We start from the raw sequence: 12451 nt of genomic DNA on the forward strand, positions 1-12451 counted from the left end.
ATGGAAAAAAACAGAAGAAAATTTCTCATTGGCACTGGTATAGTTACCGGTGTAGCAGGTCTTGGCGGGTATCATGAAATGTTGGGTTCTGCAGTACTTCTAAAGGACAATGGTGAGCGAGCAAAAGATCCCATTTACGGATCTCCCGGTGGAGTAGAAGCAAAAGTTGATGATTTTGGAAAAATAACTTTTAACAAAAACTATAAAATTTCACCTTCTGTTTGCAATGGCTGTGTGACTTTTTGCGGTATTCGAGTCAAGATTAACAAAACAACCAATAAGGTTGAACGTGTGTTTGGAAATCCTTATAGCCTTTTGTCATCAGATCCATGGCTGGATTATCATACCCCTATTCAAGAGAGTATTTTATTAACCTCAGGCTTCAAAGATCAAGGTATGCAAAATCGATCCACAGTGTGCGCAAGAGGAAATATTGTATTTGACAAAATAGATAGCGAGTTTAGAATCACAAAACCCTTAAAACGAGTGGGTAAGCGAGGAGAAAACAAATGGATAGAAATTTCCCCGCAAGATTTGATTCGCGAAATTACTGAAGGCGGGAATCTTTTTGGAGAAGGTGAAATCAAGGGATTGAGAGCAGTTAGAGATTTACAAACCCCTATTGATCCAAACAACCCTGAATATGGGACAATGGTCAATAAACTTTGTGTATTAGGCACAACTGATGAGGGCAGACAAAAAGCGATGATCCAGCGATTTACCAAAAGCTTTGGCACGATCAATTTTATGGGACATACAGCCACTTGCGGATTATCAATGCGTTCAGGAGAAGCGGCTTATTTGGGAGATTTTAAGGGTTATCCTCATTTGAAACCTGATTTTGAAAATACAAAATTTTTACTCAATATTGCTGCTGCTCCTGCACAAGCAGGAAATCCTTTCAAAAGACAAGCCAAACTTTTAGTAAAAGCGCGCACAAAAGGAGAATGCAAATATGTTACGGTTACACCAATTTTAACTAATAGTGATAGCATTGCTGTAGGGGATAAATCCGGTTGGTTACCCATAAAACCCGGTGGAGATTTGGCATTTGTAATGGGTCTATTAAGGGTTATTATCGAAAACAAACTCTATAATCAAGCCTATCTCTGTATTCCAAGCGAAGAATCCAGAAAGGCTTTGGGGGATATGAGCTATACCAATGCCTCTCATTTGGTGATCACAAAAGGAGAAAAAGAAGGACACATCTTAGGCAATAAAGATGGTTTTTATGTGATTGATAAAAAAGATGGTAAACTCAAAAATGCAAAAAATGTGCCGGAAGCAGATATTGATTTTGCAGGCGAGGTTGTCTTTGAGGGATCAAAATTGCAGGTTAAGAGTGCTTTTAATATGCTAAAAGAAAGTGCTTTATCATATTCACTGCAACAATATAGCGATTTTAGCGGGATAGGAGTCCAAGATATAGAAAAAATTGCAAAAGAATGGACAAGTTATGGCAGGGAAGTAGCCCTGGATTGCCATGGGGGGACAATGCAAACTACAGGATTTTACAGCGCTTATGCGATTATGATGTTAGGAGCTATGGTAGGCAATCTCAATCACAAAGGCGGCATGAGCATGGGTGGGGGAAGATATGAGGATTTTGATGGAGTCAAATATAATCTTTTTGCCATCAAAGATAAACCCAAAGGGGGTGGTGTGCGAATTGATCGTGCAAAAATGAGATATGAAGATACAAGCGAATATAAAAACAAACTCAAAAATGCACAAAACCCCTATCCGGCAAAATATATGTGGTATCCCCTTACAAATGCTCTTGAAAATGAGATCATCACAAATAGCGCCTTAGGTTATCCTTATAAGCTTGATATACTCATTACTTGGGCATGCAATGTTGTTTATGAACAACCTGGCGCTCCTTTTATTGAAGAACTTCTAAAAGATCCAAAAAAATCCATCCCACTTTTTATAGCCATTGATCCTTTTATTAATGATACTAGCAAATATGCCGATTATATTGTGCCTGATAGCGTGATGTATGAGACTTGGGGAATCACCTCCCCATGGGCCGGTTTCCAAACCAAAGCCAATCATTTGCGTTTCCCTATTATTAAAAATAAAAATGCAACTTTTGAAAATGGAGAACCTATCTCTATGGATAGTTTCATTATTGAGCTTGGAAAGGCACTTTCTTTGCCGGGATTTGGCAAGGGAGCATTGATGGGAAAAGATGGGAATAGTTTTGATTTAGATAAACCTAGCGATTTGTATTTGCGTGCTTTTGAAAATCTCGCCTTAATTGATGAAGATACCCCTGAAGCTAGCGATGCAGATATGATAATTTGTGGTATTGATGCATTTGAAGATGAATTAAAAAGAGTGTGCGGAGAAAATTGGAAAAAAGTTGCTTATGTAATGTGTCGTGGAGGAAAATTTGCCTCAAAAAAAGATTCTTATCAAGGAGAACAGATAAAAAGATCTTATCAAAAACCTATTATGGTCTATAACGAACAAGTAGGTACTTCAAGGCATTCTATTACCGGAGAGAAGCTCAGTGGTGTCCCAAAATATTATCCACAACGTTTTAATAATGGCAAAGAACTTTATGATCAAGAAGAAATCAAAGTTTATCCACTTTTGGCTTTTGGTTATAAATCAAATGTCTTATCCCCTCTTAGTGGGGCAAGTGCAGCTATCAGAGACATTCGTTATAGCACTTATTTTGATATGAATTCCAAAACTGCTCAAGCATATGGACTTAAACACGGCGATAAAATACGTGTTAGCTCAAGAGATGGCGAGGCAATAGGGTTATGTAGAGTAAAAGAGGGTATTATTCCCTTTGGTATTGGTATTGAACATGGTGGAGGCAGGATGGGAGAAGGCGCTATGAGTATTATGATAGGAGACAAGAAGATTATAGGCAATCCTGCGATTAAAACAGGGATCAATATCAACCATCTTGGAATGGTCGATAAAGATCGGGGGGGAACATTGGGTGATTTTGTTATCGGGTCTTGTGCCAGGAATGCTTTGCCTGTAAAAATTGAAAAAATAGGTATATCTGAAGGGTAAATTGAGTGAATTCCAAACTCCAAATTTTTAAAACCAAAACTGTTTTGTATGCCGAAGATGAAAGAGGTGTGCAAAACAATATTGGAGAAATTTTGGGTTTATATTTTGAAAAAGTGCTTTTAGCTAGCGATGGAGAAGAAGCAATAAGGCTTTTTGACAACAATCATACAGATTTGTTAATGTTAGATATTTGTATGCCTAAAGTAGATGGTTTAGAAGTGCTTAGACGGATTCGAGAAGAAAATAAAAAAATCCCCGTAATTATCTTGACTGCTCATAATGAACAAGAATATCTTCAAAGGGCAGTTGAGCTTAATATTACACGTTATCTCTCTAAACCATTTTCTAAAAATTCCCTTCAAGATGCCCTGATCTCTTGTGTAGATTGGATGGCCTGTATGTTTGGGGGATTGGTTGTTAATATTCATCAAGGTTTATCTTATGATGTCCTGAGTAAAGCTTTGATTATCCAAGGAGAAAAAATTTATTTGAGTAAAAAAGAATACCAACTTTTAGAATTTTTTTTAATCAATCGTTCCAGAATGCTTGAGTTTGATAGCATTATCAATGAAGTATGGGAAGAAGATGTAGGCAAGGAAGCTTTGAAATCTATCATCAAGTCTTTGCGAAAAAAAGCCCCAAGTCTTGAAATTCAAAACGTATTTGGCAATGGGTATATTCTCCAATAAAACAAGTTTGGGCATATCTACCAAAACCAAAACAATGATTTTAGTTTTGGGACTTTTTATTTTTATTCTTCTGACTTTTAGTTATTTTCGCTATCAAGACATGAGTAAAGAAAATAAAAAAATCCAACTTTTTTATGGACAACAAATCCAAAATATATTTGAAATTTCTATTGAAAATATTACTTCTTTTTTCATTAATAGGGCATTTAGCAATATCCATTCTTATGGCGTTATAAAAGCTATCAAACAAAAAAACCCCTCTCTTCTTAAGAGTCTTTCAATCCAAAGATTTGAAGTTTTAAAACATGAAAGCAGTTATTTAAAAAATATGATTTTTTATGATAACCATCTCAATCATCTTGTTTCAATCGGAGATTATAAGTTTGTCAATCAAAAAATTAAAATGCTGGATTTTAGTAATCTCAAGCCAAAATATGGGTTTTTTACTCATGATAATCAAATGACTTATAATGTGCTCGTACCTATTTTTCAAGATAAATTTTTGGGAGTTTTGGAGTTTGTATTCTCTCCTGAGTTTTTTTCTAAAAAGATTATGCAATATGGTTATGGAAAAGGCTTCATTTTTATATCCAAAGATAAAATTTCACCCCAAAAAAATGGGATCAAAAATGGGCATTATTTTCTCTATTCTCAAGAAAAATTTAAACCCATAGAAAAAGTTTTTTTACAAACAGCCCCCTTAGATCAGGGAAAAAAGTATTTTTTTGATGGCAATATGTATATTTCACATGCTTTTGATTTGTATTCTTATCAAGATAAAGTAATTGGGAAATTTGTCTTATATCAAGATATAAATTCCTGGCAACAAAAATTCAAATATACACTTTATCAGACGTTGTTTTTTGCCCTTATTACATTTGTTTTATTGTTTTTTATTCTTAATTATGGTTTTGATGTACTCATCAAACGTCTTGAAGTGTCTAATTCTGATTTGAAATCCAAACAACAAGAACTTCAAGTCTTGAATGCAACATTAGAAACAAAAGTATCTCAAGAAATTAAACGTCGTATGCATAAAGAAGAAGAGGCAAAATTCAAAGAAAGGATTTTACTCCATCAAAGCAAAATGGCTTCTATGGGTGAAATGATAGGCAACATTGCCCACCAATGGCGACAGCCCCTATCTGAATTAGGAGCTATTTTTGCCAATATGGGTGTGCTGGAAGAGATGGGCAAACTTGATCCTGAAAAATTTAATCAAAAAATTTCTGAGGGAGAAAATCTCATTTTGCATATGAGCAATACAATTGATGACTTTAGGAGCTTTTTTAGCACTGATAAACAAAAGAGTGTTTATAGCATTAATAAAATGTGTTTGAATACTATTGCCCTGATTGACTCTGCCTTTAAAAACCATCATATTGTTTTGGAAACAAAAGAGTATGAAGAAGTTTTTGTTGATGGCTATCCGCGCGAATTTTCACAAGCGCTTTTGAATATATTAGGAAATGCTAAAGATGTTTTACTGGAAAGAAAAATAAAAAATCCAAAAATCACACTTAAAATTGCTACTTTGGGCAATAGGGTTGTTGTATCTATCAAAGACAATGGTGAGGGAATAAAACTAAATCCTATTGAAAAGATTTTTGAACCTTATGTATCCACCAAAGAAGGAATGAATGGGACAGGTATCGGGCTTTATATGAGCAAAATTATTATAGAAAAAAACACTAACGGGGAACTTCTTGCTTACAATGATACATCAGGGGCAATATTTGAAATATGGTTGGAAAGACTGATGGGGACTTAATTGCTAAATAGGTTTTTGGGCTAAAGACAGATCAATATGACAATACCCTTGAGGATTCTTTTTGAGATAGTTTTGATGATAATCTTCAGCCAAATAGTAGTTTTTAAGTTTATCAACCTGAGTAAGAATGGGTTTGTCATAACGAGATTGTATATTTTGAACAAATTGTTTTATATATTTTAATATTTTTGCATCTTGAGTATAAATCCCACTTTTATATTGGGATCCTATATCATTCCCTTGCCGATTGTATGAAGTTGGATCGATAATAGAAAAAAATCGAGTCAGAATTTCATCTAATTTAATTTTTTCTCCATCATAAATAAGCTCAAGAGTTTCAATAGCCCCACTTGTTTGACTACATACAACTTCATAGCTAGGATAGGGTATGTTTGAATTGCTATAACCTACACTTGTTTTGACAACGCCCTTAAGAAGATCAAAATAACCTTGCATACCCCAAAAACAACCTCCGGCAAGATAAATGGTGTGAAGCATTTTATTTCCTTATTTTTTGCTTATTTTTATTGTATCTGTTTTGATATAGAAATTGGATAAAACTTAAGATTATCTGCATTATAATTAGTTTTTAACTTTAAGGAGACACCATGATTAAAGTAGCCCATAGCCCTGATGCTGATGATTTATTTATGTATTATGCCATCGTATTTGGTTGGGTAGATAGTCCTTTGGGGCAAAAATTTAGTCATACAGCTTTAGATATACAAACACTCAATGAAGCTACGATAAAGGGTATTTATGATGTAAGTGCTATTTCATTTGGAGCTTATCCTTTTGTGAAAGAAGATTTTGCACTTTTAAAAACGGGAGTAAGTTTCGGGCAAGGTTATGGCCCTAAACTCATCAAAAAAAAATCAACCCATCTTAAGAAAAACTTCAAAGTTGCTTTAAGTGGAGCACATACTACCAATGCTATTATTTTTAGATTGGCTTACCCTGAAGCAAAGATTATTTATAAGAATTTTCTTGATATTGAAGAAAGCGTTTTAAGTGGAGAAGTAGATGGTGGCGTATTAATACATGAATCAATTTTGAATTTTGATTCTTCTCTTGAAGTAGAGAGAGAAATTTGGGATATATGGTGCGAACAAACAAAAGAAGAATTGCCCTTGCCCCTTGGAGGAATGGCCCTAAGACGTTCTATCCCCTTAAACAAAGCTATTGATATAGAGTCCGTGCTTACTGGGGCTGTAGAAGTAGCACTTAAAAATAAAAAAACTCTTTCTAAAATGCTCATGGAACGTAACATTATCCGCGTGAATGAAAAAGAATTAGATACTTATTTAAATCTCTATGCCAATGATAATTCTGTGAGTTTAAATGAGATTCAAAAACAAGGTATTGATAAATTATTTGAGTTAGGTTTTCAAGCAGGGATTTATGACAGGCTGATAAAATGTGAGGATTATTTTATCCCCACACTTTATCAAAATCTAAGACATACTTAATCTATTTTTCAAGCAAGGCTTTTTTATAAGATTCAATGGCTTGAGTAAGTAATTCATCTGTCATTCCCATTGTATTATAAGTGCAGTGTATAGGAGCAACTTTCATTCCCAGATATTTTGCGCAAAGGCTAAAAGGAAGCAAAATCTCTTCTAAGGTTTTCTGATTCCTACCATCAGATTGATATTTTTCTATAGGACTTCCTGTAGAAGTGATTACTTGGAATATTTTATTTGCAAGCATTTTAGGATTAGGACCAAAAGAAACTCCACTTAAAGCGCAATCTTCCCATTCTTTCAGAAGGCTTGGGCAACTAAACCAATAAAGCGGGAATTGGAAGATAACTTTATCATGAGACCCTAGAAGCGCTACTTCTTTATCTCTATCAATTTTACCTTGGGGGTAAATTTTATAAATATCACGCACAGTAATATCTGCATCTATAATGCTTTGGGTTAAGGCTTTATTGACAACAGATTCTTCCAGATTTGGATGAGCCAAAATAATGAGTGTTTTCATTGAATTTCCTTTAAATTTAAGATTTCATATAATATCATAATTATCTTAAAAGTAACTTACTTTATTAAAAGTAAGTTACTTTATTTTTACTGAGTCTCTAAAATGTGTTATAATAAACACATGAAACAAAATAAAAAATATGCAATTGATAATCTCTGTCCGGTATCATATTTTGGAAAGATTTTTAACGATCGCTGGAAGCTTTATATTGCTTATAAGCTTTTAGATGGAAAAAAACGATTCAAAGATCTCAGGGATTTTTTCGAACCTTACATGACCCAAAAAACTCTTTGCATAAAATTAAAAGAACTTGAAGAAGAACAAATTATTCAACGAGAAGTATTTAGTGAAATTCCCCCACGCGTAGAATATCATTTAACAAATAAGGGCAAAGAGTTAGCTAGCGTTTTAGAATGTATTTATCAATGGGGAGATTCTTATGTTTGCCTAAAAAACTAAATTATGTGGCAAAAAATATCTTATAGAACCAAAACCTCTTAAATGAAAAGATTTTATAGCATTGATTTGTTCTTCAGTAATGATCCCTCCTAATGCAAATAAATGAGGTTTGATATGAGAGTTAAGATGGCTGCAGTAGTCTATCCCCAAAGGTTTTGGCTTATTGGGGGTTGGAAATATTGGGCTAATAGTAACAAAATGAGCTCCCAAATCTAGAGCTTGCAGAATTTCATTGCTTTGATGAGCGCTATAAAAAATACTTTTTTTTTCACTGATAGCTATTTTAATAGTGTGAAGTTGGTTACTTTTGATATGTATGCCATCTATATTGCATTGATTGGCAATTTTCAAACTCAAAGAAGTGTTTGATAAATTCAAAAAACTTTTGATATGATGAGATTGACACCATTGCGCAAATACTTTGATTAAATCTATAGGAATTATGTTTACATTATCTCTAAAACAGGCTTTGTCAATACTATGATGTAAAGAAATATTCCGGAGATGATGATAAAAAATTTCAACAGAATTTTGAGGATAAAGAAGAGGCGAAGTGATAAAATAGCTTTCAAACATGTTTGGATTCATCGGCTTTGAGAAGGATACTTAAAGCCTTGGCTACAATACCAAAAAAACTAAAAATAGCAAAAAAAATCAGAGATAATACAAGAGCGATAAGAGGACTAAAATCTTTGAATGCCAAAAAACAAGCAATACTTCCAAACACACTCATCCCGGAGAACAAACCCACAAAAAACTCTAAAAGTTTGACAATGGTAATTTTTTTCATTTTGTTTAGAGTTGATCTTGATCTTGTACTACCACAGCTCCGGCAAGATATACATAAGTAAGTATCATAAAAACAAAAGCTTGTAATGCTCCCATAAAAACAAGTATTCCAAAAGGCGCAATAGGAATAATCCAAGGCACAAGCATCAGCATTACCAACAAAAACATATCATCACCTTTAATATTACCAAAGAGACGAAAAGAAAGCGAAATAATACGCGAAAAATGTGAAATGATTTCAATAGGAAACATTAAAGGTGAAAGCCATTTAACGGGTCCCATAAAATGGGCAATATAATGAAAAAACCCATGCGCTTTTAATCCTTCATAATGATAATAAAAGAAGACTATCAAAGCCAACACAAGAGTAAAACTCCAATTTGCAGTAGGAGCTTCAAACCCCGGAATAATACCAAGCATATTGCAGAAAAAAACTAATATTCCAATTGTTCCGGCAAGAGGAAAATATTTCCTGGCTAATTTTTCTCCAATAATATCTTTTGCCATAAACAACATGCCACTCAAAGCACTTTCATAGATATTTTGGATTCCTGAGGGAATAACTTGCATTTTATTTGTTGCAATTTTTGCCGTAATTACAGCAACTAATGCACATATAACAGTATAAAAACCGATAATAAAATCATGATCCGGATTGATTAAACTTGCAAAAGTAAAAAGTCTATGTTCCATGAAAAACCTTTTTCCAGTCGTTGTATATTTAGGATTTTAGCTAAAAAATTTTTAAGTATCTATTAAAGCGTTGGAAACACAGAAAAATTGGATTTAAGATTTTGTCTTTGATATTTTTTGGACAAGAGTCGTATTGCAAATAATATCATGAAGGCATTTTTTATCTTTGCGAAAAAATGGTGTAATAAGTCCTAGAAGTATGGCTACCCCGAATATCCATATAAAAAACCTTATGAGCGCTTTGAAAAATCCTATTTTTTTACCATTTGGCGCGCTAATAGCTAATTCCATATATCGCAATCCCGGTGTTTGAGAGGAAATAGCAATAAAAATGGCAGAGATAATGCCATAAAGCAACAAACAAATAAAAATACTTACTTGATCATGGCGAAATTTTTCAGCACTTCCCAAAATAAGATAAGTAACAACATAAAGAATAGGGGTATAAATCATAAATAAATCTGTGATAAAAGCTTTGATTCTTCTAAAGGCATAAATTTCTTGCAATGTCTGCATGATGGTAGATTTTTTAGGGGTTGGGATAGAGTGGGGATTTTTTGGTTTTTTGGTATTTCTCCATCTGTGTTTGGGTTGATTTTTCAAATAAAATCCTAATTCCCTCTACTGCCGGGCTTAATGGCTTTATCTTTACCTGCTTTACAAAGAGGACAATCTTTAGGATCATACATATTAAAAATAAAATCTTCAAGAGCAAACAATGGCACCTCATCAGGAAGTCTGCATTCAGGTTTTTTTTCTAATACAGATCCCATTCTTTGGCAAAATCCACGATTAGCAAGCCCGGCATAAGCAACAACCTTCCCCCCTTGGAATTCTACACATCTTGCAGCCTCAAGCGCAGATCCTCCGGTTGTGATAATATCCTCACAAATCAGGACTTTTTCATTTGTTTTGATACTAAAACCTCTTCTTAAACTCATCTGCCCTTCTACACGTTCAGTAAAAATAAACCTCACACCTAATGCCCTGGCAAGTTCATACCCTGCCAAAATCCCTCCAAGTGCCGGAGAACAAACACAATCAACACTTATTTTTGCTTCTTGAATTTGTCGGGCTAATGCTTGAGCTAAAATTTCTGCAGTTTTTGGATTTTCCAAAACTTTAGCAGACTGGAGGTAATAATCAGAATGATTGCCGCTACTTAACAAAAAATGTCCCTCTAGCAAAGCATTGGCTTGTATATAATATTTTTTAATATCTAATCCCATGTTTTCCTTCTTTTTTGTTAAGGTTTTAAAATCAAGAGTTTTAAAACCCTAGACTTTCATAGTTTCTTCTTCTTTGCTTCTAGTCATTTCTTCAATTTTTTTTACATACTCATCTGTGTATTTTTGGATTTCTTCTAATCCCTTTTTGCTTTCATCTTCAGTGATTTCTTTATCTTTCTCAAGTTTTTTGACCTGATTATTAGAATCCTGTCTAATGTTGCGGATAGCTATTTTTGCTTTTTCTCCCATACCTTTAGCCTCTTTGGCAATTTCTTTTCTTTGTTCTTGAGTCATTGGGGGAAAAAATAATTTAATACAATCACTGTCAGAATTTGGATTGACACCAATATTAGCTTCTTGGATGGCACGTTCAATATCTTTGAGAAGATTTTTTTCCCATGGGGTGATGACAATAGTTGTTGCATCTTGAGCAATGACAGAACCAACCTGATTTAAAGGTGTAGGCGTATCATAATAATGAATACGGATATTATCCAGTATGCTAATGGAGACTTTACCGCTTCTAAGAGTGCTAAAATCCCTACGCAGAGATTCCAATGTTTTATCCATATGATTTTTAGTGTAGCTATAAATTTCTCCCAGCATTATTTTTCCTTTTTGGTTTCCTGATTTTGAGGGGCAAGTGGCGCTAATGGCTTGACAGGTTCAAGTGTATTTTGCAATGGTGCAGCAGGAACAAGTACTTTTTTGGAGGTTTCAGAGGTATTATCAAGGAGACTTTTATTGTGCTCTTTGTTGTAAATAAAACCCAAAGAAATTGTATTGACTAAAAATAAAAAGCCTAATAACATTGTTAGTTTTGCCATAAATCCTGCCGGACCTTTTGCGCCAAAAACAGATTCATTACTCCCACTATAGACACCAAGACCAATGCTTGAGCTTTTTTGTAGCAAAACTACAATGACGATTAAAATTGCTAAAATGATTTGAATCACAAGGAGTGTATTGATCATTATTCTCTCCATAAAATATTTAAGATAAGATTTTACCAAAACTTTATTGATCAGAAGATAAAATTCACAAATGCAAACTATTAAAAATAATCAAAATTCATTTGCAAGACAAGCTCATGTTTATCAGAAATCTGCCTTGATTCAAACTCGTATTGCTCACCTATTGTTAAATAAACTGCAATATAAATATTTTTATCATGTCCTTGATATAGGGTGTGGGAGTGGGAGCGTGGCAATAGAGATAGAAAAATTAAAAATAAAAGTAAAAAATTTTATCGGGATTGATATAGCCAAAGAAATGCTTTTCTATCACCCCAAGCAATTAAATCATATTCAAAATATTAACCTTATATGTGAGGATTTTGAAAAAATCTCTCTTCCTAAAAGCGATTTGATTATAGCTGCATCTTCTTTGCAATGGGCAAAGAATCTCGAATATATATTGTCTAAAATTGCACAAAATTGCTCAGAAGTTGCATTTGGAATTTACACAAACAAAAGTTTAAAAAGTGTGCATAATTTTTTAAACACCTCTTCCCCGCTGCGATCTAAAGAAGCCCTCAAAGATATGCTTGGGAAATATTTTAGAGGCAAAAGTTATATAGCGCATTTTGAAGAATCCTTTCAAAATCGGCAAGATTTCCTCCGGCATCTAAAAAATTCAGGACTATTAGGAGGAGGCAATTTAAGCTATCAAGAAGCAAAATATTTTAGAAATCATATCCCTTACGAAAAAGCAGAATACGAAGTTTTGATATTTATAGGAACCCCCAAGCAAATTACTTCATAGCCTAAGAATGCATCACAATATTAAGTTTAAAA

At 33.7% G+C, this 12451-nt stretch carries 14 protein-coding genes and 1 pseudogene; 6 read left to right on the forward strand and 9 right to left on the reverse strand.

The window, feature by feature from the left end; translation table 11 throughout:
- From BKH45_RS03970 to BKH45_RS03980, 3 genes are read left to right on the forward strand one after another with little or no spacing between them, the layout of a single operon-like run.
- The gene (locus BKH45_RS03970; RefSeq protein WP_095274185.1) at nt 1–3039 is read left to right on the forward strand and encodes a molybdopterin-dependent oxidoreductase; all 3039 of its coding nucleotides are present in this window, start codon (nt 1–3) and stop codon (nt 3037–3039) included.
- A 5-nt stretch (nt 3040–3044) separates the two neighbouring features.
- Nucleotides 3045–3728: a response regulator transcription factor gene (locus BKH45_RS03975; RefSeq protein ID WP_095274186.1), complete on the forward strand. Its 684-nt coding sequence runs from the start codon at nt 3045–3047 to the stop codon at nt 3726–3728.
- The gene (locus tag BKH45_RS03980; RefSeq protein ID WP_143428377.1) at nt 3685–5499 is read left to right on the forward strand and encodes an ATP-binding protein; all 1815 of its coding nucleotides are present in this window, start codon (nt 3685–3687) and stop codon (nt 5497–5499) included. The genes BKH45_RS03975 and BKH45_RS03980 overlap by 44 nt, the downstream gene beginning before the upstream one ends.
- Nucleotides 5500–5502: 3 nt before the next feature.
- Here BKH45_RS03980 and msrA read toward each other — a convergent pair whose 3' ends face one another.
- On the reverse strand, nt 5503–5997 hold the full coding sequence (gene msrA / locus BKH45_RS03985; RefSeq protein WP_095274188.1) for a peptide-methionine (S)-S-oxide reductase MsrA: 495 nt from the start codon (nt 5995–5997) through the stop codon (nt 5503–5505).
- A gap of 110 nt (nt 5998–6107) precedes the next feature.
- Between msrA and BKH45_RS03990 the strand changes: the two genes are divergently transcribed.
- Nucleotides 6108–6968 carry a menaquinone biosynthesis family protein gene (locus BKH45_RS03990; RefSeq protein WP_095274189.1) on the forward strand — a complete coding sequence of 287 codons (861 nt, stop codon included), beginning with the start codon at nt 6108–6110 and terminating at the stop codon, nt 6966–6968.
- A 1-nt stretch (nt 6969) separates the two neighbouring features.
- Here BKH45_RS03990 and BKH45_RS03995 read toward each other — a convergent pair whose 3' ends face one another.
- Nucleotides 6970–7485 carry an NAD(P)H-dependent oxidoreductase gene (locus tag BKH45_RS03995; RefSeq protein ID WP_095274190.1) on the reverse strand — a complete coding sequence of 172 codons (516 nt, stop codon included), beginning with the start codon at nt 7483–7485 and terminating at the stop codon, nt 6970–6972.
- 120 nt (nt 7486–7605) lie between these two features.
- Here BKH45_RS03995 and BKH45_RS04000 point away from each other — a divergent pair, with 120 nt between their 5' ends.
- Nucleotides 7606–7944, forward strand: a complete 339-nt coding sequence (locus tag BKH45_RS04000) for a winged helix-turn-helix transcriptional regulator (protein WP_095274241.1) — start codon at nt 7606–7608, stop codon at nt 7942–7944.
- Here the strand turns inward: BKH45_RS04000 and BKH45_RS04005 are convergent.
- The 7 genes and pseudogenes from BKH45_RS04005 to secG all read right to left on the reverse strand — a co-directional run.
- Nucleotides 7933–8520: a thiamine phosphate synthase gene (locus BKH45_RS04005; protein ID WP_180675618.1), complete on the reverse strand. Its 588-nt coding sequence runs from the start codon at nt 8518–8520 to the stop codon at nt 7933–7935. The two genes, BKH45_RS04000 and BKH45_RS04005, sit on opposite strands and share 12 nt — an antisense overlap.
- Entirely contained in the window at nt 8513–8734 is a 222-nt protein-coding gene (locus BKH45_RS04010; RefSeq protein ID WP_095274192.1) for a hypothetical protein, read from the reverse strand. Before BKH45_RS04010 ends, BKH45_RS04005 begins: the two co-directional genes overlap by 8 nt.
- Nucleotides 8735–8739: 5 nt before the next feature.
- Nucleotides 8740–9426, reverse strand: coding sequence for a F0F1 ATP synthase subunit A (locus BKH45_RS04015; protein ID WP_095274193.1), 687 nt, complete (start codon nt 9424–9426; stop codon nt 8740–8742).
- Nucleotides 9427–9519: 93 nt separating this feature from the next.
- Entirely contained in the window at nt 9520–10029 is a 510-nt protein-coding gene (locus BKH45_RS04020) for an RDD family protein (RefSeq protein WP_257874493.1), read from the reverse strand.
- Between the two features lie 8 nt (nt 10030–10037).
- Complete coding sequence (pyrE, locus tag BKH45_RS04025) at nt 10038–10655, reverse strand: orotate phosphoribosyltransferase (RefSeq protein WP_095274194.1); 618 nt, start codon at nt 10653–10655, stop codon at nt 10038–10040.
- Between the two features lie 48 nt (nt 10656–10703).
- Nucleotides 10704–11261: a ribosome recycling factor gene (frr, locus tag BKH45_RS04030; RefSeq protein WP_095274195.1), complete on the reverse strand. Its 558-nt coding sequence runs from the start codon at nt 11259–11261 to the stop codon at nt 10704–10706.
- Nucleotides 11262–11344: 83 nt separating this feature from the next.
- Nucleotides 11345–11629, reverse strand: a pseudogene (gene secG, locus BKH45_RS04035) (preprotein translocase subunit SecG); the annotation flags it as partial.
- Between the two features lie 70 nt (nt 11630–11699).
- Here secG and BKH45_RS04040 point away from each other — a divergent pair.
- Complete coding sequence (locus tag BKH45_RS04040; protein ID WP_095274197.1) at nt 11700–12419, forward strand: methyltransferase domain-containing protein; 720 nt, start codon at nt 11700–11702, stop codon at nt 12417–12419.
- Nucleotides 12420–12451: the final 32 nt, after the last annotated feature.

Origin of the sequence: Helicobacter sp. 11S03491-1 (assembly GCF_002272835.1) — a bacterium.
Classification (GTDB): Bacteria; Campylobacterota; Campylobacteria; order Campylobacterales; family Helicobacteraceae; genus Helicobacter_J.